Below are 18,349 nucleotides of genomic sequence, written 5' to 3'. Positions count from 1 at the left end.
ACATATTTTTTTAGGGTGCCGTAAATCTAACCACATCTTGCTAATGAACAAAAACCTGATAGGCGATGTTAATTATTTGGGGACGATATCCTTGATATTGAGTTAATTCTTTAGCAATTCGTAAGTGAATACGTTGAGATAAGAAAGGTTCTGCCAATAATGCCAAATAAGTATCAAAAGACCAAATGCCATCTAGGTTATCAAAATAATTCTCAACTTCATTTGGCAAACCGTGATTAGAATGGAGACATGTCTGTAAAATCAATTTTAAAATTTCTTCTTGTCGTATTAAAAAATCATGACTACATATCTCATCTAAAATCTGTTGTAACACAACTTGATTATTTTGAAATTGATAAGCTTTTTCGCATAATTCATTCATTAAAAATTCGTCAAATAACCTCGCATGACATAAGTCATCTAAAGTTAAAGACATGGCACTAAAAATTTTAATCATGCTACTCAGCTGAATATCTGTCTGCCCTCTTTCAAATTTAGAAATCATACTACGCGACAACCCTGTCACCCTTACTAAATCATTGACAGAAACGTCACGTGCTTCTCGCATACTACGAATTAATTTACCTAAATTATTGACCTCTGAAAAAATATTGCCTAAATCATTCATATAACTTCCTTTTAGTTCACTTGCTTTCGTTAACGCTAAACAGCTCATTTTTATTATATCCATAAATATTGCTTATTCTTTCAATTTTTCTTATAAGAAAAACTTTTTAAGCATTCTACGCCAAATTTAACAGGCCACATGCTGATGAATTTTTATTTTTAAAAACTATTGACAACTCATCAAATTCTTAGTATTCTTATCTCATAAGTAACTCGGAGATAATGATGCAAAAATTAACAGTTCAACTCAATAATGCTTGGTGGCGTCGGTAGAGTCAGCTTTTCGGTAACGGATAAAGCTGATGTTTAAAACATTTGTTTTATCCATACCGACTTTTTTTGCAATAATCGAGTCTGTATGGGAATATGCCATGCAGACTTTTCTTTTGACCTTGGAAAGCCTTGCGTGGCGAACCAAGGTCATTTTAGTTTAGAAGAACAACGAGATTGGGAGAATATCATGAATAAACGACTTTTGTCGGCAATTGCAATTATTATTGCATTCCTAGCCGTAGCATTTATTGTTACTAGCAAACCAAACACACAAGAAAAAAAATCAACTTACGTGCCAACTGTTGGTATTTTACAACTAGTCACACACCCTGCTTTAGATCAGATTCATCATGGTATTATTGAGGGACTCCAGTCGCAAGGGTACTCAGGTAAAAAGATTAAAATTGACTACCAAAATGCTCAGGCTGACCAATCAAATCTCAAAACAATGTCACAAAAATTTGCCAATGAGAATGCTGATTTGACAATCGGTATTGCCACACCAGCTGCTCTGTCATTAGCTAAAACAGCTGATGGTAATAATCCAGTTATCCTAGCCGGAATTACTGACCCTGCGGGATCTGGACTAGTCAAGACAACACAGCACCCAGGAAACAATGTGACCGGTGTTTCTGGAGACTCTCCTTTGCAGCAACATTTGGATGTTGTTCAACAAGTCGTTCCCAAAGCAAAAACATTAGGTATTATTTACACAACTTCAGATCATGGTGGTGAATATAATGCTAAAAACATGGAAAAGCTAGCTAAGAAATCTGGCTACACTGTTAAAATGTACACAATTTCAACCACTAACGACATGCAACAGGTTGCCGAAACGATGGCCAGTCAAGTTGATGTTGTCTATGCACCACAAGATAACGGCGTTGCAAGTGCTATGAAAACACTCATTAACGTCACCAACCAAGAAAAAGTTCCAGTTATCCCTGCCGTCGAAACGATGGTGAAAGATGGCGGAGTCGCCACTATATCCGTTAGCCAGTATGATATGGGTTATCAAGCTGGTGTCATGGCCGGGCAAGTATTGAAGGGTAAGAGCACTGCAAATTACCCTGTCAAAACCATTACAAAAGGCGAAATGACTGTCAACTTAAAGCAGGCCAAACTGCTAGGTATTAATTTACCAGCAAGTATGGTTAAGGAAGCTGAAACTAAAGGAGAAGTATTCAAATGAGTATGATTGTATCTAGTATTGGGCAAGGACTCTTATGGGCCGTGCTCGGTGTCGCATTGTTTCTCACGTTTCGAATTTTAAACTTTCCTGATATGACCGTTGAAGGCTCTTTCCCTTTAGGCGCGTCAACAGCAGTAACAATGATTGCTCACGGAATTGACCCATTTATCGCGACTATTGCTGCTTTCTTAGTCGGTACAGTTGCAGGATTAATTACTGGGCTACTTTATACCAAAGGAAAAATTCCTGTCCTCTTATCTGGTATTTTAGTCATGACGGCAACATTATCTATTAACCTTCGTATTATGGGTTCAGCAAATATCTCATTGCTAAATCAAAAGTCAATTTTCTCTATCAAAATATTACAACATTTACCCAAATATTTTGACTCTGTTTTCTTAGGCTTGTTCATTATTGCTATTATCACAGCAGGATTAATCTTCTTCTTGCAAACCGAATTAGGACAAGCTTTTATTGCTACTGGTGACAACCCTAACATGGCACAATCAATCGGGATCCAAACAGACCGCATGACAATCATGGGATTAATGTTATCAAACGGTCTTATCGCTTTTGGAGGAGCTGTTATCGCACAAAGTAATGGTTATGCTGACATCAACATGGGTATTGGCATTATTGTTATTGCCTTAGCTTCGATTATTATTGGCGAAGTTGTCTTCGGTGAATTAACATTAAACGAACGCTTAGTTGCTGTTATTATCGGCTCTATTTTATATCGATTAGTCTTATTAGCTGTCCTACGGCTTGGTTTTTCTACCAACGACATTAATCTTATTTCAGCTATCGTCTTAGCTGTCGCTATGATTTTACCTCAACTTCGTCATGCGTTGAATCTCGATAAGATAATTAAGAAAGGTATTACACCTCATGACTAAACCAGTTTTCTCCCTTAAAGATGTCATCGTCACAGTTGGAGATAGTATTCAAATACTAAAATCAATTAATTTCGATATTTACGATGGTGATTTCATCACAGTTTTGGGTACTAACGGTGCCGGTAAGTCAACACTGTTTAACACTATTGCAGGTAATCTATCAGTAGCATCTGGTGAGATTTTGCATAATGGTAATAATATTGTTCATGAAACAGCCGTTAAGCGCACAAATTATATTGCTCGTGTCTTTCAAGATCCTAAAATGGGTACTGCGCCTAGAATGACGGTCGCCGAAAATCTACTTCTTGCTGAAAAGCGAGGTAGCAGGCGTACGTTGCGAAATCGTGGACTAACACAGAAAAAATTGACTGAATATGCGCAATTAACCAAAGTAATGGGCAACAATTTAGATAGTCGCCTCAATACAGCAACTGGTGATCTATCTGGCGGTCAACGTCAAGCACTAAGTTTTCTAATGGCTACACGTGTCAAACCAGAGCTACTTTTGTTAGATGAACATACCGCTGCACTTGATCCCAAAACATCTGAGCAACTGATGCTTGCAACTAATGAACAAGTTACTGCAAATAATCTGACTGCCTTAATGATTACACATAATTTAGCCGATGCGTTGAAATATGGCAATAGGTTAATTATTTTAAACGCTGGTAACATTGTACTTGATGTGCGTGATGACGAGAAAAATGCTCTTGATGAGACACAAATTTTAAAATACTTTGTTAGTTAATTTTCAACTTACTCAAACAGCGGTGGTACTGAGAAGTACACTGCTGTTTTCATTCGGACTGATTATGTGTATAATCTAATTTGTAACACATAATATATTAACGAGGTACTCACATGAGAAAAATAGGTGTTGTTGGCGTTGGGCATGTTGGTGTAACGGTAGCCCACATCATTATTGCACAAGGATTAGCAGATGAAATTATTTTAGTGGATAAAAATCCAGAGAAACTTGCATCTGAAGAGCTTGATTTTCGTGATGCTGCCAGTCTATTAGATCATCATGTCGAAGTACATGCTGGAACAGCAAAAGATTTATCAGACGCTGAAGTGGTTATTTCTGCTCTAGGCCATATCGAATTGATTAAACCTGGTGGCGACCGTTTTACAGAACTAAAAGCTAATACGCCAGAGGTACAACAAGTTGGCTCTGACTTAAAGCAAGCAGGATTCAATGGTGTGCTCATCGTCATATCAAATCCTGTTGATGTTATTACTGGCATCTATCAAAAAGCCACTGGTCTCCCAGCAAATCAAGTGTTTGGTACTGGGACTTATCTAGATACTGCACGCTTAAAACGTGCATTAGGTGACGCATTATCAATTGATCCGCGCGGAATTAGTGGTTATATGCTTGGAGAGCACGGTGATTCACAATTTGCCGCGTGGTCTACTGTTAAGGCATTGGGAAAAAATGCCGATGAATTAGTTAAATTATATGACATTAATCTAGATAGAGTGGCAGAAGCTGCACGTATCGGTGGTTTTACCGTTTTTGCCGGTAAAAAATATACGAATTTTGCCATTGCTCATGCCGCCGTCTCTCTTGCAAAATTAGTTCTATCCAATGCACGCAGAGAAGCCATCGTTTCTCATTATGATGAACGATTTGAAGGATATATTTCCACACCAGCCATTATTGGACGCAATGGTGTCACTGCTGAGTTTGATTTACAACTTACCGATGAAGAAAAGATGCTATTACAAGAATCAGCTAACGCAATTGCTGAAAAAACAGCAGCTTACTTATAAATAAAAAAAGCGAATCAAATGATTCGCTTTTTTTATTTAAGCCGCTTTAATATAGTTAACACCGTCAGCCTTAGGTGCTTGTGTTTTACCAAAGAAGAACACGAGCACAATAATTGTGAGTACATATGGTGCTAATTGTAACCAGATTGAAGGAACATTTTTCAAACCTGGTAACTGTGCCCCAATCACAGCAAGTGACTGTGATAAACCAAAGAACAATGAAGCACCCAAAGCGCCTATTGGATTCCAACGACCAAAAATCATTGCAGCCATCGCCATAAACCCTTGTCCAACAATTGTACTAGCTGAATAGTTTAATGAAATTGACTGTGCAACAACTGCGCCACCAATGCCACCAAGTAATCCAGAAATCATCACACCAGAATAACGCAGGCGTGCAACATTTAAACCAAGTGTATCGGCAGCCTGTGGATTCTCACCAACCGAACGCAGACGTAAACCAAATTTTGTTTTAAAGATGATATACCATGATAGCCCAGCAACAAGAATTGCCAACCAAGCTGGTCCAGATGTTTTTTCAAAGAATAATGGACCTAATACTGGAATTTTTGATAATCCGGGAACTGTCGCATATCCAAAGTCTTGCCCGATAGACTCCGTTTGCCCTTTACCATATAAAACTTTAATTAAGAATACACCCAAAGCCGGAGCCATCAGGTTAATGACTGTTCCAGAGATAATATGATCCGCGCGTAATGTCACTGTAGCAACAGCGTGGATTAACGAAAAAGCAACCCCAACAATGGCGCCAGCTAGCAGACCTAACCAAGGTGTAGCAGCACCAAGTTGTTTAGCAAATGTTAGGTTAAAGACGACTGCTGCAAAAGCGCCCATTCCCATAATTCCTTCCAGACCGACATTAACGACACCTGAACGTTCAGAAAAAGTGCCACCAATTGAAGTAAATATCAGCGGTGCTGAATAAACCAATGTACTAGATATAACAAGTGATAACATTGCCATGAATGACATTTTATTCACCGCCTTTCTGCTGATTCTCTTTTGCTGCCTTTTTATTGGCTGCCTCTATAGCTGCTTTTTCGTCCATGGCTTTGATTCGTTTTTGAATTAATAGAATTAAATAACGAACACCAACAAAGAAAATAATTGAGGCTGTAACGATATCCACCAACTCAAATGGTACACCAGAAGACATCGGCATTCCTAATCCACCGATTTTCAATACAGAGAAAATTGCAGCCGCACCGAGTATGCCAAGATAAGAGCCGCCCCCAAGTAAAGCAACAGCCATACCATCAAAGCCTATTGATGGTGACCCATTTTGCGTAAAGAAGTTCAGATAATTACCAAGTCCCTCAATGGTTCCCGCCAAACCTGCCAATCCACCAGATATTGCCATAGCTATTGTGGCATTACGTTTCGCTGACATACCAGCATATCTAGCTGCATCAGGGTTTAAACCAACCGCACGAATTTCAAAGCCAAGTGTTGTTTTCTTCATAACAAACCAAACAACAACAATCATGGCTAGAGCAATAAATATTCCTGCTGAAATGCTTGATCCTTGCGTCAAGTCAGTCAACCATTTCATCTGTAGCGACGCGTTGGCACCTACTTGTTTAGTTGTTTCTGCAGACTCCTTAATATTCTTAGACATCGTATTTTGCAAGATATCATTTCCTAAAAAGAGGAAAATATAATTCATCATGATTGTCACAATCACTTCACTGGCGCCAAACTGTGCCCGTAACCAACCAGGAATGAACCCAGCAATGGCACCCAAACCTGCTCCGATGATTAACGCACTCGGTATCATGATGATCGCTGACATATCAGGGAAACTCAAAGCATACCAAACTGCACCAACCCATCCGGCCAAAGCTTGACCTGACAAACCAATATTGAAGAATCCTGCAGTCGAAGCCACTGCAAACCCTAATGCTGTCAAAATTAAAGGTGTCATCTGCGTCAGTACACCACCAATATCCTGCATTGACCCGAAGGCCGAGCCAAGCAACGCAACATAACCAGAAATCGGGTTATAGCCAAATACTAACATAATCACTGCGCCGACAATTAACCCAAATAAAACAGAAAACATTGCCACAGAAAGGTTATTCTTTTGTGCAATCATTAGGACCCCACCTCTTCTTTCAATGCTGCACGAGCTTCTGTTAAGCTCATACCTGTCATCAACAAGCCAAGCTCTTGTTTGTTTGTGTCTTGAGCGTCAACTATTCCGACAATTTTACCATTATTAATAACAGCAATGCGATCCGATAAATTAAGAATCTCATCTAACTCAAAGCTAACGACTAATACGGCTTTACCCGCTGTACGCTGTGCGATTAAACGTTGATGAATATATTCAACCGCGCCAACATCCAATCCACGGGTCGGCTGGGCAGCAATCACAAGGTCATTATCACGATTTAACTCACGTGCAACTACAGCTTTTTGTTGGTTCCCACCCGACATTGAACCCGCGGCCACATGAATACTAGCAGCTCGCACATCAAATTCCTGAACTAATTTGTCAGCTAATTTATCCATTTCAGCAGGTTGTAAGACACCTGATTTTGAAATAGGCTGTTTATAGTACGTTTGTAATGACAAATTTTCAGACAACGTCATTTCAACTTCCATACCAAAACGCAATCTATCTTCAGGAATATGGCCAACACCCGCTTCAGTAATATAACGCGGCGTTTTGTTGGTAATATCCTCTCCTTTTAGCTTAACATGTCCTGCTTGTACCTTTGTTAATCCAGTAATTCCTTGGATCAATTCTGTTTGGCCGTTTCCATCGATACCAGCCAAACCAACAATTTCACCTGATCGCACATCAAGTGAAAAGTTTTTAACAGCAGCAACACGGCGTGTATCCTGCACTTCTAAGTTATCAATCGACAATACTACTGCACCAGGTTGGGCTACTTCTTTTTCAGTTTTAAAACTAACTTCACGGCCAACCATCAAGTCAGCTAATTCCTGAGAAGACACACCAGCAACTGGGAAGGTATCAATTGATTGACCTGAACGAATGACAGTTACCGTATCAGCAGCGGCCCGTATTTCGTCAAGTTTATGCGTAATCAAGATAATTGATTTACCTTCTTGTGCTAAATTGTGCATGATGACAATTAACTCATCAATTTCTTGTGGTGTCAAAACTGCTGTTGGTTCATCAAAAATCAGAATATCAGCACCACGATAAAGGGTTTTTAATATTTCAACACGCTGTTGTTGACCAACTGATATATCAGAAATCTTAGCCATTGGATCAACTGATAAACCATATTGATCTGACAAAGCTTGTATTTTCTTAGCAGCAGTTTTAGTATCTAAGGACAATCCCTTTGTTACTTCTGAACCGAGAATGATATTTTCTGTTACAGTAAAGGCATCAATTAACATGAAATGTTGATGGACCATTCCGATACCTAATGCATCAGACTTTGAGGGCGAGTCGACTGATACTTTTTTGCCATTAATCAGGATTTCGCCGCTAGTAGGCTGTAGTAACCCTGTCAAAATATTCATCAATGTTGATTTTCCTGCACCGTTCTCACCAAGTAACGCGTGAATTTCACCTTGTTGGACTTGTAGGTTAATGTCATCATTGGCCGCAAAATCACCAAATTTTTTGATAATATGTCGCATTTCAATGACTGGTGTTGATTCGGTCATATATTCTTTGCTTCTTTCTATATAAGTTGTAAAAATTCCGCGGACAAAAACTGTTCGCGGAATTTTCCTTAAATAATATTATACCATGTTCTCTAAACATGGATGTTGCAATCATTTTACCTATAATTCGATGAAATTGAAGTAATGCCCACTTATCACGATTATTTTTCTTATTCTACAAGCCAACCGTTACCATCAAGTTATGTGTCATATGAAACATTACTGAATATTGTAACTTTTTGGTCACTAAGCGAACAATCATTAACAAGGCACCTGCGGTTAAATATACAGTCCATTGCTCCGGTGTCGATGGCCCATGGACTGCCGCAAAAACAAACGTTGGCCAAATGAACTGTACAACTTTCCCTAAAGGCTTTGCCTCTTCAAATATAATGCCACGAAAGAAAATTTCTTCAATTATTGGCGCAATAATAACAGTGTTCAGTTTAAATACTAATGCTACTATCCCACCTTGCTGAAACATACTTTCAATCATTTTTTGATTTAAACTAATATCTTGATTTTGTCCAAATATAGCCGGTATTATAAAATCCATCAGAACATTTGTTAAGACCAGCATGATCATAATAAATCCTATTTTTTTCAGATTAATTCGTTCAAAAATAGCAGTTGTCTTTGATACTAAGTAACGATAGCCAAAATATGAAATAACAGCTGAAGCTATCATTGATACCAATACAAGCCAACCGTTAGACTGATCAATAAATATAAAAATATTGGGTATGCTTAAAATAAGATAAATTAATACCGTTAATAAAACTAATTCAATAAGTTGTCCTACTTTTTTCGATATGACAGTTATTACTAGATTAAATATCATTGATTACCCTTTCAATAATTAGTTAAGTTAGTACTACAGACTCAGTTTAGATAGCAGGGGGCATTGTGTACCATATTATCTTCTAATTTATATATGCACATGTTTGGGAAGGTTGAAGAATAACCTTATTCTTATATGCTTATCAACTAATATTAACGAAAAAATCTTGTAATTTAGCATACATTCTATATTGTCTTAGCCTTAATGGATAAAGTATATACGGCCCTATTTATTTAGTGAAATATGATGGTTCCGACACCTCTAAAATTCATTTAATGCCTACTTCACTCATTCATATGATTAACATTACTCTACCTACATCAATGCATATTATATACCAGCAAACATCCCCAATAAAACATAGTCAACATTATTTTTTCGTTGAGACAAAATTACCACTTATTTCCAATAAAGCATTGTTGATGACTTCTAGTATGCACTCTTGCCACAATTACCTCAGCATAAGCAACTGTACTCACTATTTTATGCACCCCTGCACCAAAATGCTCCCAAGAACCACCCGTTGAGCCACCACTAATCATCATTAACTTTTCCAAACTCAATACATTAGGTTCCGTTTTTAAATTTATTTCTACTTCTCCTTAAATAAAAATACAAAATCTGTAACAGAAATATTACAGTAGTAAACTGCACTGCATCGTGCCATCCGTAAAAAAAACTTTCTTCTGAAACAAAGTTTAGCCCCATACGTGCTAGAAAAACACCAAGCATCGTGCTCAATCCACTATACACATATTTTTTTACCACCTGCTATTACCTTCTTTTCTCCATCCTGACAGAATTTGATCCAAATGATACCATCCATTTTTTGCAACATAAGTTGCACCACCAACAATAACTGGCAATAGTGGACATCCCCCCGAAACTTTTGCTGATTCCTGTTCTGACAATTTTTTCATAAATAGTTATCCCCCTTTCGTAATATATTAATATTATATAAAATAAGTTCCTTAAAAATTGAGACATTTTGTCCATACAACTAGCTTCCCCGTTCAATAGCTTTTCATTTAAAAATTAAATTATTTACATTTGTATGCAATACTTTAGATAATTGAATTATTGTATCAATGTCCGGTATTCTCGATCCAGTCTCATATTTGGCTATTGTTGACAAGCTGGTGTTCAACTCATCTGCTAAATCTGCTCTTCTGTACCCTAACTCTAATCTTAATCGTCTGAGATTATATGCAATATCTTTTGATTCACCCCCAATAACTGTGGCTATATCTGCCTCACTCAATCGGCAAAACTCATGGATCTCGATCATTATGCTCCCCTCCTCTGTAGAATTATAACAAAATCGTTTTATATGAATTTCACAATAACTGGCAGTCTAAAAAATGTTATTTTTTATTGATTATCCAGACATTTTATGATAAAATATTGGATTCATTCCAAATATGTTATATCATGGTATCAAAGAATTATTTTGGAGACTATTATGGAGATTGGTAATAAAATTAAAGCGCTCCGTAAAAAAAACGGACTAACACAACAGCAATTTGCTGAAAAATTATATATTTCATTTCAATCTGTCTCTAATTGGGAGCGCCATAAAGGGCGCCCTACAACAGAAATGATGCTCTTAATTATTGAAAAGTTTGATTTACCCTTAGATTTCTTTATTATTCCACCAACTAATCCGTGCGAAGACAATGATGAAGAGCTCATTTTACTGTCTTTCCTAGCCAATATGCATTCGAACAGAGAAGATAGACCTAGCCTCAAACAGCTAGAAAAAACTTCTGGCATCACTATTCAAAAAATTAAACAATATTATCCCTCATATGATGATTTATTTTATGCTGTAATCAACCGAATTGACAAAGACGTTAAAATCAAGGTAGAAACAAGCTTATCCACCAACGATAACCTTATATCAGTTTTTATTAACGATATGGTGCCGATGCTCTACGAGAAGAAAGAGGAGCTACATCTTTTATATACACGCCCATATATTAGAAATACTTGGATTTCATTTATCAAATCCAAGTATTTATCACTAATTACACGATACAGTCCTAAATTGGCTGCTGACATTCTAACCACTGAATACTTAATTGAAATGCTCACATCATTTATTTCTGTCTGGATGAGCCATCCTGAACCGGAACCACTAGTTGATTTTCAGAACCGGATGAAAAAGTATCTATCTAATTTATAACAAACACAAAAAGCAAGACTAATGTGTCTTGCTTTTTGTGTTCGTTTATTAAACATTGTCCATGACTTACTAGCAATGATACAAATGAAAAACTACAATAAGTCAATTCAAACCCGTCATAAATAATCCATGCTACTAAGTAGCTGATTTTAAGCAATACACTATCCAAAAATATCCGATTTTACCACCCACAGTGTATAATTAAACCAAGGTAATATACCTCTGTTGAACAAGAACCCATTTTGAGAAAGAACCCTACAAAAATAAAAATGTCTAGAAAAATTGATTTACCCACTGCAGCTGAAATGCAAAAATTTCATGACAAATCACAACGTCATAATTTTTGGTCACGCATATCAATGCCGCAACGATTGTCATTAGGCTTCTTAACAGTCATTACATCTGGTGCATTATTGCTAATGCTGCCCTTTAGTTACCATGGTAATGTGGGACACACCTTCATGGATGGCTTATTTACAGCTACTTCAGCAGCATCAGTTACCGGCCTCACTGTTGTCGACACAGCGACTCATTGGACCACCTTTGGTCAAATTGTCATCATGGTTTTAATTGAAATTGGCGCACTAGGATTTATGTCATTTTCAGTACTGTTGTTTACAGCCACCCGAAAAAAAATGGATTTAAAAAGTAAAATGATGGTGCAGGAAGTGTATAACCTGCAAAGCCTCTATGATACACGGGTAGTGTTTAGGTATGTTATTAAACTATCGGTTATTATTCAAAGTATCGGCGCAATGTTGCTGGCACCCTTCTTTATACATGATTTTGGTTGGAAGCATGGTATGTTTTATGCCGTATTCCATGCCATTTCAGCATTCGGTAATTCAGGTTTCTCAATTTTACCTCATGGTACAGCTGCCTATAATAATCAACCTTGGATTCTACTAATTATTGCCTTCCTAATTGTGGCTGGTTCTCTCGGGTTCTTAGTCTGGCGTGATCTACTCATATATCGAACAACACATCGCCTAACATTACACTCCAAACTAGCACTTGTCATGACAGGTGTTTTAATTGTGGGTGGGTGGGTGTTGTTTGAATTGACTGAACATAATATGAACTTTGCCCAAGACATCCAACCCATAAATCGCATTTTCGATACTTTATTTATGTCTATTTCATATCGTACCGCAGGATTTGCACAATTTAACTTCGATTCTATGAGCTCAGCAACCGTGTTATTAACTATGATGTTAATGTATATTGGTGGTACCCCAGGATCCACTGCTGGTGGTATCAAAACCACTACGCTTGGTGTGTTGATTCTACAAACACACGCTGCTTTACGTGGAAAAAAGGATGTTGTATTCTCGCATCGTCGCTTATCACACGAAAATATTGTTCGTGCACTGTTATTAGTTTTCGTATCGTTATCATTCTTGGGCATCTTATCATTTTTATTGATGCTTACTCAAGAGCACACTACACATTATGGGCTAGAATACATTATTTTTGAAGTGGTCAGCGCCTTTGCTACAACTGGCTTGACACTTGGCCTAACACCACATCTAACAACCTTTGGACAAGTTATTATCATGCTTGCCATGTTCATTGGTCGTGTCGGCATCTATACTGTCATGTTCTCCATTCTAAATGTACATGATGATAAAGCCCCCTTCCGGTACCCAGAAGAATCCGTTATCATTGGATAACGGATAACAATCATAGTTAGGAGAAATAAAAATGAAACAAACCTATGCCATTATAGGCCTCGGGCGTTTTGGCGGTGCCCTTTTGGAAACATTAGTTGCTAATGGGCAAGATGTTTTAGGCATTGATATTAATGAAGAACATGTTAATGATTATCGTGATATCGCAACACAGGTTGTCATTGCAGATGCTCAAGAAGATGAAGTTTTACGTAAATTAGACATTGCTAGTTTTGATCATATTGTGATTGCCATTGGTCATAATATGCAAGCCAGTATTCTAGCAACCATCAATGCCAAAGACCTTGGTGCCAAAAATGTTATCGCCAAGGCTGAAAATCGCACGCATCTACGTGTACTCACAAAAATAGGCGCAGATGTCGTTGTACAACCTGAACGTGAAATGGGCGAACGGGTAGCACGCAAACTGCTTGCGCCTAACATGTTAAATTTTATTGAACTATCTGATGATTATTCAATGGCAGAAGTTCAAATTGTTAATCCTGCTTTTTATGGTCGATCAATTAGTAACTTGAATATTCGTAAAAAATTTGGATTAAATGTTATTGCTGTCCGTCATGATGGAGATGTTATTGTAGCACCGGATTCAACTTATAAGTTACATGAGAAGGACATCGTCTCGGTGGTTGGTCCTAAAGATATGGTGGACGATTTTGACCAACTTACCAACAATAAATAACCACCAAAAAAATTTTATTCTTCTTCATCAATTTTATTAATTTTATCGAAGACCCTAAATAAGTTTTCCATCTCAGTCAATCGATATTTCTTTGAATGACGATCAAAAATAATCTCAGATTTAATTGGTTCACCGATTTGCAAATCATGCAAGAAAGTTCGGATTTCAGAAATATCGCGCTGAACGGTTTTTCGGCCAATAAAAAACATGTCCTCAATTTCTTCAATTGAGAGCGCTCGATGGCTTATCAATGCTGAATAAAGCCTTAAGATACGTTGTTTATCATTAAATACCGTTTTATGTGCTGCCATAATTTTCCCCAATCCAAAAACTATTTTTATTGTATCAGATAAAACGTTTGTTCGCCATTAGACGAACATGAAAAATTGCTATGTATTTATACTCGAAAGGATCTCTAATTATGTCTTTCTTTACCATTTTTAAAAAGAAAAAAGCGACAGAAAAAAATATTAAAGTAGAAAGTGAGCCGGTTACTTGGAAAAACACGACCAATGCAACTGAATTTTTTGAAGGGTATAATGTAGCTATAACTGATCTTGAGTCTAACGGTAAAGTTGCCGCAGCCGAGACCCTTCGCGCTGATAAAACACAAGTACAGATTGATTTTATTGAACGATTTGAAAAGGAAATACAATCCAAAACTACTGGCATACAAGACATAGATGCTCGCACCAAGATTGTTATTGATGCCATCTCATCCATTCGTAAATATAACTCTGAAATGCCCATCGCTGTTCGCACACGTTTGGCACAGGCCAAGAAAAACTTGATAGGAGAATGATTATGAAAATAGATGTCACACTTGATAACGGTTTTATACCGGATAGGTATGCAAAATATGCACCTGATAATTATCGTACTAATGATATGCCAACTACCAATTTCCCAATCGAAATATCTAACACACCGGTTGGTACCCAATCACTATCCGTCAGTCTAATCGACTACGATGCTGTTCCTGTGTGCGGTTTCCCGTGGATTCACTGGTTAGCAGCTAACCTCCCTGTAACGAATATTCCTGAAGATCTTCGTGCTACAAAGCGCGGTACTTTTGGTACAAATTCCACTTGGCATGATGTGCAAAAGTTAGGTCACCCAGCCAATGCTAGTATAAATCAATCTTATATTGGCCCAATGCCTCCTGATAAAAATCATAACTATACACTAACTGTGTTTGCCTTAGATACTAAATTGAACTTGCAGGACGGATTTTTCCTCAATGAATTGCGTTCCAAAAGTATGGAACACGTCCTTGATATAGCAATTCTTGAATTACCTGCACGAGCTTAACACTTCGCAAGAAGTGTTTTTTTATGCACTAAATTCAAAATATCCAATTTCATTTTGCATATTAATTGTATTTAAATGCTTATTGGTTTAATATTTAAAACATCAAATACAAGGAGGACACACCATGAAAGACAAAATTATAAAAATTGCTATTGTGGGCATTACAGGTTACGGCGGTCTAGAATTATTGCGACTACTTTACAATCATCCTAATGCTAAAGTCGTGTCCATACATCATACCCAAACAGAAAATGCTAACATTAGCAAACAATATCCACATCTAAAATCAATGTATAATTTAACACCTACAACATTCAATGCAATGCATATTATGCAAGAAGCTGATCTCGTTTTTTTTGCAACATCCAGCGGTGTTTCCAAAGATTTAGCTCAAGACTTTATTCAAGCGAATTTTCCCGTCATTGATCTATCTGGTGATTTCCGCCTTCCCGCTGATACTTATAAAAAATGGTATAAGCACGAACCAGCCCCTGATGAAACGATTCAAAAGGCACACTACAGTTTGGCCGATTTTTATGACAATAAAGTAACTTATATTGCCAATCCTGGTTGCTATGCAACGGGCACACTTCTTGCTCTTGCTCCTCTTGCAAAAAACCACTTACTTGATAAAGATAACATCATTATTGATGCTAAAAGCGGTTTATCTGGTGCTGGTAAATCTCTGACGTTAGCAAGTCATTTTGTTAACGTTAATGAAAATTTCACCATGTATAAGGCTAACCGTCATCAACACATTCCTGAAATTATCCAGCAACTGCAACAATGGCAAGCTGATATTGCTCATATTCAATTCACCACATCTCTATTACCAATTAATCGCGGTATTTTTATCAGTGCGTATGTCAAAATTAATGACGACAGTCAAGCCGAAAAAATGCAGGAATTATACACTACAACGTATGCCAATAAGCAATTTATACGTGTCATGCCTGCAGGCCAATTGCCAAGCATCAAGCAAGTTATCGGTACTAACTTTACTGATATTGGGCTAACATACAATCCTGATACCAAATATCTGACCATTGTTAGTGTTCTTGACAATATGGTCAAGGGGGCTGCTGGGCAAGCTATCCAAAACATGAATCATATGTTTAATTTAGAGGAAAGTACGGGGCTTCATTTGATTGCCCAATACGCATAATATTCATTACACTAACATCTAAAAATATACTTAGGAAAATCCTTATGACAGAATTATTAAATCAAATTACAACACTATCCACAGCTGACATTGCTGCTCCAATAGGATTTCACGCGGATGGTCAACACGTCGGTCTCAAGCACAAATCAAAAGATCTTGGTTGGATTTACAGTGACGTGATAGCCAGTGTGGCCGGTGTGTTTACCACAAATAAAGTGCAAGCCGCCCCAGTGCAACTGGATAAAAAAACGATTCAAAACGGCCAATTACAAGCTATTATTGTTAATTCTGGAAATGCTAATGCTGTCACTGGTAATATTGGTCTGTCACATGCAGAATCTATGCAAGAGATTACTGCACAACAACTAAACATCGATACCAGTTTAGTTGGCGTCGCTTCTACCGGTATTATTGGTAAAGTACTGCCGATCGATAAAATCATCGACGGCATCAAACAGTTAAAGATTGATGGTGACACAAACGGATTTGCACACGCCATTATGACTACCGATACTCAAGAAAAATCAATAACCATTCAATCTACTATCCAGGACAAAGTTGTCACAATGAGCGGAGTGGCAAAAGGTTCAGGCATGCTACATCCGAATATGGCTACCATGCTTGGATTTATAACGACCGATATTAACATTGATGCCAAACTTTTACAGCAAGCACTTTCGGAAGATGTTGAGACAAGTTTTAATCAAATTACAATCGATGGTGATACATCAACTAACGACACTGTCTTAGTAATGGCAAACGGTTTGGCTGGTCATAAAATGATTGAGAATCATACCGCTGAATATGAGCAATTTAAAAACATGTTACACACCGTAACTACTGCCCTTTCGATTGCTATTGCTAATGATGGTGAAGGCGCTACTAAATTAATTGCTGTTACTGTCAATCATGCGCAAAGTGCTCTTGATGCACGAATGGTTGCTAAAAAAATTGTCGGCTCTTCATTAGTAAAAACAGCTATTTTTGGTAAAGATCCTAATTGGGGCCGTATTATCGCTGCTATTGGGGCCAGCAATGTCGATCTTAACCCAAATCTTATTGATATTAGCATGAATAAAATCGCTGTATTAGTAAATGGTGCCCCTGCAGATTTTGACGCCGATGACATGACAAAAAAACTTGAGGAGCATGACATCCATATTGATGTTGATTTACATGCCGGTACTGAATCCGGTTGTGCTTGGGGTTCAGATTTAACATACGAATACGTAAAAATCAACGCACTTTATACAACGTGAGATTCTATTCTCATCTTGTTCGTTTTATGGGAGATAAAGTCTAATGAAAAAAATAGTCATCAAAATTGGTGGCAACGCCGCCACTCAACTCACACCTGCTTTTTTTGATACGATCAAATTTTGGCAAAAACAACATTATAAAATTGCGATTGTTCATGGCGGTGGTGACACTATTTCTGACTTAATGTCACAACTTAATGAACCTGTTCAAAAGATAAACGGCATTCGTTTTACAACACAAAATGGTATCAACATTACAAAAATGGCACTACTTGGTCAGGTACAACCTGCCCTACTTGAAGCTTGTCGTGTCAACGGTCTATCTGTAATCGGATTAAATGCTACAAGTGATCAACTGTTAACTGGCCACACAATTGATCAAGACACGTTCGGATATGTTGGTGACATTCACCAAGTAAATACTAAATTAATTCATAACCTTTGGGGAAAAAATCTCATTCCTATTATTGCACCGATGGCAATCACCAATAATGGTCAGTGGTTAAATGTGAATGCTGATCACGCAGCAACTGCTCTGGCTAAGTATCTAAAAGCTGACGAATTATATCTATTAACAGATGTTTCTGGTGTAAAAATTAAAGGAAATGTTTTACAAAATCTAACTTCCAAAACAATGGCAGAATTACAAAAAAAACAGATGATTACCGGTGGTATGATTCCAAAAGTTAACAGTGCCCTATTTGCAGCACGTCATGGCGTGCGTACTGTTCATATTACAAATACAGTCACCCATCCCGGTACTATTGTCACAATTTGAGGTA

Annotated in this window: 20 protein-coding genes and 1 pseudogene; 12 read left to right on the top strand and 9 right to left on the bottom strand. The window is 37.5% G+C overall.

Annotated elements, in window-relative coordinates; translation table 11 throughout:
* Nucleotides 1-40: 40 nt before the first annotated feature.
* Nucleotides 41-628, bottom strand: a complete 588-nt coding sequence (locus GJV51_02970) for a helix-turn-helix domain-containing protein (protein QGM26101.1) — start codon at nt 626-628, stop codon at nt 41-43.
* Between the two features lie 459 nt (nt 629-1,087).
* Here GJV51_02970 and GJV51_02965 point away from each other — a divergent pair, with 459 nt between their 5' ends.
* The 4 genes from GJV51_02965 to GJV51_02950 all read left to right on the top strand — a co-directional run bounded on the left by GJV51_02965 (nt 1,088) and on the right by GJV51_02950 (nt 4,764).
* A complete protein-coding gene (locus tag GJV51_02965) occupies nt 1,088-2,092 on the top strand; it encodes a peptide ABC transporter substrate-binding protein (protein QGM24988.1) in 1,005 nt (334 codons plus the stop codon).
* The gene (locus GJV51_02960; GenBank protein ID QGM24987.1) at nt 2,089-2,988 is read left to right on the top strand and encodes an ABC transporter permease; all 900 of its coding nucleotides are present in this window, start codon (nt 2,089-2,091) and stop codon (nt 2,986-2,988) included. The genes GJV51_02965 and GJV51_02960 overlap by 4 nt, the downstream gene beginning before the upstream one ends.
* Nucleotides 2,981-3,736: an ATP-binding cassette domain-containing protein gene (locus GJV51_02955; protein ID QGM24986.1), complete on the top strand. Its 756-nt coding sequence runs from the start codon at nt 2,981-2,983 to the stop codon at nt 3,734-3,736. The genes GJV51_02960 and GJV51_02955 overlap by 8 nt, the downstream gene beginning before the upstream one ends.
* Before the next feature lie 113 nt (nt 3,737-3,849).
* Nucleotides 3,850-4,764, top strand: a complete 915-nt coding sequence (locus tag GJV51_02950; protein QGM24985.1) for an L-lactate dehydrogenase — start codon at nt 3,850-3,852, stop codon at nt 4,762-4,764.
* Nucleotides 4,765-4,800: 36 nt separating this feature from the next.
* Here the strand turns inward: GJV51_02950 and GJV51_02945 are convergent, their stop codons facing one another.
* The 7 genes and pseudogenes from GJV51_02945 to GJV51_02915 all read right to left on the bottom strand — a co-directional run bounded on the left by GJV51_02945 (nt 4,801) and on the right by GJV51_02915 (nt 10,565).
* Entirely contained in the window at nt 4,801-5,757 is a 957-nt protein-coding gene (locus tag GJV51_02945) for an ABC transporter permease (protein ID QGM24984.1), read from the bottom strand.
* 1 nt (nt 5,758) lies between these two features.
* Nucleotides 5,759-6,880 (bottom strand): ABC transporter permease, encoded by a 1,122-nt coding sequence (locus GJV51_02940; protein QGM24983.1) that lies wholly within the window; start codon nt 6,878-6,880, stop codon nt 5,759-5,761.
* Nucleotides 6,880-8,436, bottom strand: coding sequence for an ATP-binding cassette domain-containing protein (locus tag GJV51_02935; GenBank protein ID QGM24982.1), 1,557 nt, complete (start codon nt 8,434-8,436; stop codon nt 6,880-6,882). The genes GJV51_02940 and GJV51_02935 overlap by 1 nt, the downstream gene beginning before the upstream one ends.
* 175 nt (nt 8,437-8,611) lie before the next feature.
* Nucleotides 8,612-8,992 carry a CPBP family intramembrane metalloprotease gene (locus GJV51_02930; GenBank protein QGM26100.1) on the bottom strand — a complete coding sequence of 127 codons (381 nt, stop codon included), beginning with the start codon at nt 8,990-8,992 and terminating at the stop codon, nt 8,612-8,614.
* A gap of 42 nt (nt 8,993-9,034) precedes the next feature.
* Nucleotides 9,035-9,277, bottom strand: a pseudogene (locus GJV51_02925) (CPBP family intramembrane metalloprotease).
* 392 nt (nt 9,278-9,669) lie between these two features.
* Nucleotides 9,670-9,867 (bottom strand): hypothetical protein, encoded by a 198-nt coding sequence (locus tag GJV51_02920; GenBank protein ID QGM24981.1) that lies wholly within the window; start codon nt 9,865-9,867, stop codon nt 9,670-9,672.
* A gap of 434 nt (nt 9,868-10,301) precedes the next feature.
* A complete protein-coding gene (locus GJV51_02915; GenBank protein QGM24980.1) occupies nt 10,302-10,565 on the bottom strand; it encodes a helix-turn-helix domain-containing protein in 264 nt (87 codons plus the stop codon).
* Between the two features lie 174 nt (nt 10,566-10,739).
* Between GJV51_02915 and GJV51_02910 the strand changes: the two genes are divergently transcribed.
* The 3 genes from GJV51_02910 (at nt 10,740) to GJV51_02900 (ending at nt 13,832) form a co-directional block, all read left to right on the top strand.
* Nucleotides 10,740-11,462: a helix-turn-helix domain-containing protein gene (locus GJV51_02910; GenBank protein ID QGM24979.1), complete on the top strand. Its 723-nt coding sequence runs from the start codon at nt 10,740-10,742 to the stop codon at nt 11,460-11,462.
* A gap of 269 nt (nt 11,463-11,731) precedes the next feature.
* Nucleotides 11,732-13,135: a Trk family potassium uptake protein gene (locus GJV51_02905; GenBank protein ID QGM24978.1), complete on the top strand. Its 1,404-nt coding sequence runs from the start codon at nt 11,732-11,734 to the stop codon at nt 13,133-13,135.
* A gap of 31 nt (nt 13,136-13,166) precedes the next feature.
* Nucleotides 13,167-13,832, top strand: a complete 666-nt coding sequence (locus GJV51_02900; GenBank protein ID QGM24977.1) for a TrkA family potassium uptake protein — start codon at nt 13,167-13,169, stop codon at nt 13,830-13,832.
* Between the two features lie 14 nt (nt 13,833-13,846).
* Here GJV51_02900 and GJV51_02895 read toward each other — a convergent pair whose 3' ends face one another.
* Nucleotides 13,847-14,143 (bottom strand): kinase, encoded by a 297-nt coding sequence (locus GJV51_02895; GenBank protein ID QGM24976.1) that lies wholly within the window; start codon nt 14,141-14,143, stop codon nt 13,847-13,849.
* Between the two features lie 110 nt (nt 14,144-14,253).
* On the opposite strand from GJV51_02895, the gene GJV51_02890 reads away from it, so the two are divergent.
* From GJV51_02890 to argB, 5 genes are all read left to right on the top strand, one after another.
* Nucleotides 14,254-14,634 (top strand): GTP-binding protein, encoded by a 381-nt coding sequence (locus GJV51_02890; protein ID QGM24975.1) that lies wholly within the window; start codon nt 14,254-14,256, stop codon nt 14,632-14,634.
* 2 nt (nt 14,635-14,636) lie between these two features.
* Nucleotides 14,637-15,143, top strand: coding sequence for a YbhB/YbcL family Raf kinase inhibitor-like protein (locus tag GJV51_02885; GenBank protein ID QGM24974.1), 507 nt, complete (start codon nt 14,637-14,639; stop codon nt 15,141-15,143).
* A gap of 124 nt (nt 15,144-15,267) precedes the next feature.
* Nucleotides 15,268-16,308, top strand: coding sequence for an N-acetyl-gamma-glutamyl-phosphate reductase (locus GJV51_02880; protein ID QGM24973.1), 1,041 nt, complete (start codon nt 15,268-15,270; stop codon nt 16,306-16,308).
* A 44-nt stretch (nt 16,309-16,352) separates the two neighbouring features.
* A complete protein-coding gene (argJ, locus tag GJV51_02875) occupies nt 16,353-17,567 on the top strand; it encodes a bifunctional glutamate N-acetyltransferase/amino-acid acetyltransferase ArgJ (GenBank protein ID QGM24972.1) in 1,215 nt (404 codons plus the stop codon).
* Between the two features lie 43 nt (nt 17,568-17,610).
* The gene (gene argB / locus GJV51_02870) at nt 17,611-18,345 is read left to right on the top strand and encodes an acetylglutamate kinase (protein QGM24971.1); all 735 of its coding nucleotides are present in this window, start codon (nt 17,611-17,613) and stop codon (nt 18,343-18,345) included.
* The last annotated feature ends 4 nt before the right edge of the window (nt 18,346-18,349 follow it).

The sequence above is a fragment of the Leuconostoc mesenteroides subsp. mesenteroides genome (assembly GCA_009676745.1).
GTDB classification, from domain to species: Bacteria; Bacillota; Bacilli; order Lactobacillales; family Lactobacillaceae; genus Leuconostoc; species Leuconostoc koreense.
The sequence above is the reverse complement of the archived record's forward strand: the minus strand, read 5'-3'. Positions and strand labels throughout refer to the sequence as shown.

Excerpts from the sequence above, each read along its gene's own strand:
- GJV51_02970 (QGM26101.1), bottom strand. The coding sequence starts at position 628 with ATGAATGATTTAGGCAATATTTTTTCAGAGGTCAATAATTTAGGTAAA.
- GJV51_02965 (QGM24988.1), top strand. The coding sequence starts at position 1,088 with ATGAATAAACGACTTTTGTCGGCAATTGCAATTATTATTGCATTCCTA.
- GJV51_02960 (QGM24987.1), top strand. The coding sequence starts at position 2,089 with ATGAGTATGATTGTATCTAGTATTGGGCAAGGACTCTTATGGGCCGTG.
- GJV51_02955 (QGM24986.1), top strand. The coding sequence starts at position 2,981 with ATGACTAAACCAGTTTTCTCCCTTAAAGATGTCATCGTCACAGTTGGA.
- GJV51_02950 (QGM24985.1), top strand. The coding sequence starts at position 3,850 with ATGAGAAAAATAGGTGTTGTTGGCGTTGGGCATGTTGGTGTAACGGTA.
- GJV51_02945 (QGM24984.1), bottom strand. The coding sequence starts at position 5,757 with ATGTCATTCATGGCAATGTTATCACTTGTTATATCTAGTACATTGGTT.
- GJV51_02940 (QGM24983.1), bottom strand. The coding sequence starts at position 6,880 with ATGATTGCACAAAAGAATAACCTTTCTGTGGCAATGTTTTCTGTTTTA.
- GJV51_02935 (QGM24982.1), bottom strand. The coding sequence starts at position 8,436 with ATGACCGAATCAACACCAGTCATTGAAATGCGACATATTATCAAAAAA.
- GJV51_02930 (QGM26100.1), bottom strand. The coding sequence starts at position 8,992 with ATGGATTTTATAATACCGGCTATATTTGGACAAAATCAAGATATTAGT.
- GJV51_02915 (QGM24980.1), bottom strand. The coding sequence starts at position 10,565 with ATGATCGAGATCCATGAGTTTTGCCGATTGAGTGAGGCAGATATAGCC.
- GJV51_02910 (QGM24979.1), top strand. The coding sequence starts at position 10,740 with ATGGAGATTGGTAATAAAATTAAAGCGCTCCGTAAAAAAAACGGACTA.
- GJV51_02905 (QGM24978.1), top strand. The coding sequence starts at position 11,732 with ATGTCTAGAAAAATTGATTTACCCACTGCAGCTGAAATGCAAAAATTT.
- GJV51_02900 (QGM24977.1), top strand. The coding sequence starts at position 13,167 with ATGAAACAAACCTATGCCATTATAGGCCTCGGGCGTTTTGGCGGTGCC.
- GJV51_02895 (QGM24976.1), bottom strand. The coding sequence starts at position 14,143 with ATGGCAGCACATAAAACGGTATTTAATGATAAACAACGTATCTTAAGG.
- GJV51_02890 (QGM24975.1), top strand. The coding sequence starts at position 14,254 with ATGTCTTTCTTTACCATTTTTAAAAAGAAAAAAGCGACAGAAAAAAAT.
- GJV51_02885 (QGM24974.1), top strand. The coding sequence starts at position 14,637 with ATGAAAATAGATGTCACACTTGATAACGGTTTTATACCGGATAGGTAT.
- GJV51_02880 (QGM24973.1), top strand. The coding sequence starts at position 15,268 with ATGAAAGACAAAATTATAAAAATTGCTATTGTGGGCATTACAGGTTAC.
- argJ (QGM24972.1), top strand. The coding sequence starts at position 16,353 with ATGACAGAATTATTAAATCAAATTACAACACTATCCACAGCTGACATT.
- argB (QGM24971.1), top strand. The coding sequence starts at position 17,611 with ATGAAAAAAATAGTCATCAAAATTGGTGGCAACGCCGCCACTCAACTC.